Here is a 1899-nt window from a genome sequence, read left to right as displayed (position 1 = left end):
CCGTGAACGGAGACGTCGCGGCGCTAGCGTCGTCGTCGTGACGGTGACTTGGGAAGACCTGGGATGGGAGCGGATGGCGGCCGGGGTGGGGCGGCATACGCCCCCGGCAAGGCCGGGGGCCACGCCGCCGTGAACGGAGACGTCGCGGCGCTAGCGTCGTCGTCGTGACGGTGACTTGGGAAGACCTGGGATGGGAGCGGATGGCGGCCGGGGTGGGGCGGCGCCGGCTGCCGGTGTGGGACTGCACCGCGGGGCTGGTCGTCGGCTCCGGCGCGGCCCTGATGGTGGACGCGGGGTCGAGCCTCGGTGAGGGCGCCCGGTTGCGCGCGGGGGCGCAGGAGCTCGCCGGCCACCGTGTGACACATCTCGCGCTGACCCACCCGCACTTCGACCACGTCCTCGGTGCCGCGGCGTTCGCGGGCGCGGAGGTGTTCGGCGCGGTGGGCACGGACGCGGTGTTCGCGCGGGGCGGACACGGGCGGGAGGCGCTGCGGTCGGACGCGGTGGCGGAGGGGCTGGACGCGGGGTCGGCGGAGGAGGCGGTCGACGCGCTCGTCCACGTCCGCCACGAGGTCTGCGGCGAGTGGACGCTCGACCTGGGCGGCGGCCGGCAGGTCCTGCTCGCCAACGTGGGTCCGGGGCACACCGGCCACGACCTCGCGGTGCTGGTGCCGGGCGTCCCGGAGGTCGTCTTCTGCGGCGACCTGGTCGAGGAGTCCGGTGAGCCGCAGGCGGGCCCAGACGCCGTGCCGTCGCACTGGCCCGCCGCCCTGGACCGGCTGCTCGACCTGGGCGGCGAGGACGCGCTGTACGTCCCCGGACACGGAGCGGTGGTGGACGCGGCGTTCGTCAGGGCCCAACGAGACGCGCTGGCCGCCCGCTTCGGCGTGTCGCGCTGATCACGGCGCGGCCGCTCCTCGTATCGTCATCAGAATGCGCCAGTACTCCGCCGACCTGACCCCTCCGTGGAAGAAATCGCAGCCGGTACCGGAGGTCCCGGCCGATCCCGGCCTGGTGGTCGAGGAGCCCGGCACCGGTTTCTGCGGCGCGGTGATCGGCTGCGAGGCGGGCACGGTGACGCTGGAGGACCGCTTCGGCAAACACCGGGTGTTCCCGATGGAGCCGCGCGGCTTCCTGCTGGAGGGGCGGGTGGTGACCCTCGTGCGACCCGTCTCGGGTCCGGTACGGCCCGCTCGTACGGCGTCCGGTTCGGTCGCCGTCCCCGGCGCACGCGCGCGTGTGGCCCGCGCCGGGCGCATCTACGTCGAGGGGCGGCACGACGCCGAGCTGGTCGAGAAGGTCTGGGGCGACGACTTGCGCGTCGAGGGCGTGGTCGTGGAGTACCTGGGGGGCGTGGACGACCTGCCGTCGATCGTCGCCGACTTCGCACCGGGTCCTGACGCGCGGCTGGGCGTCCTGGTGGACCACCTGGTGCCGGGCTCGAAGGAGTGGCGGATCGCGGAGGCGGTGACGAGCGAGCACGCGTTGGTCGTCGGCCACCCGTACATCGACATCTGGGAGGCCGTGAAGCCGTCGTCGCTGGGGATCGACGGCTGGCCCCGGGTGCCGCGCGGGCAGGACTGGAAGACGGGGGTGTGCCGGGCACTGGGGTGGCCGTCCGAGAACACCGGGGCGGTGTGGCAGGCGATCCTGGCACGGGTGGGCTCGTACAAGGACCTGGAGCCGGAGCTGCTGGGACGGGTGGAGGAGCTGATCGACTTCGTGACGGGGTGAGTCCCATGAACGCCGGGCAATATCCAGCTCCTCCGGCGTTTGAGGAGCGGGGGCCCGGGGGGGGAGACCCCCGGTCGGGACGGGAAAGGGCGGCGGGGGCGAACCCAAGCCAGTCCGTCCATCCCTCCCTCCATCCTTCCGTCCATCCCTCCCTCCCTCCCGCCC

The 1899-nt window shown here is 73.8% G+C and carries 2 protein-coding genes; both read left to right on the top strand.

From position 1 onward, the window contains the following. Positions 1 to 164: 164 nt before the first annotated feature. Entirely contained in the window at positions 165 to 899 is a 735-nt protein-coding gene (locus ACFCZF_RS21435; protein WP_376672992.1) for an MBL fold metallo-hydrolase, read from the top strand. 34 nt (positions 900 to 933) lie between these two features. Next, a complete protein-coding gene (locus ACFCZF_RS21430; protein WP_376672991.1) occupies positions 934 to 1734 on the top strand; it encodes a DUF3097 domain-containing protein in 801 nt (266 codons plus the stop codon). The last annotated feature ends 165 nt before the right edge of the window (positions 1735 to 1899 follow it).

The organism is Streptomyces sp. NPDC056296, from assembly GCF_042268605.1.
GTDB lineage: Bacteria > Actinomycetota > Actinomycetes > Streptomycetales > Streptomycetaceae > Streptomyces.
The sequence above is the reverse complement of the archived record's forward strand: the minus strand, read 5'-3'. Positions and strand labels throughout refer to the sequence as shown.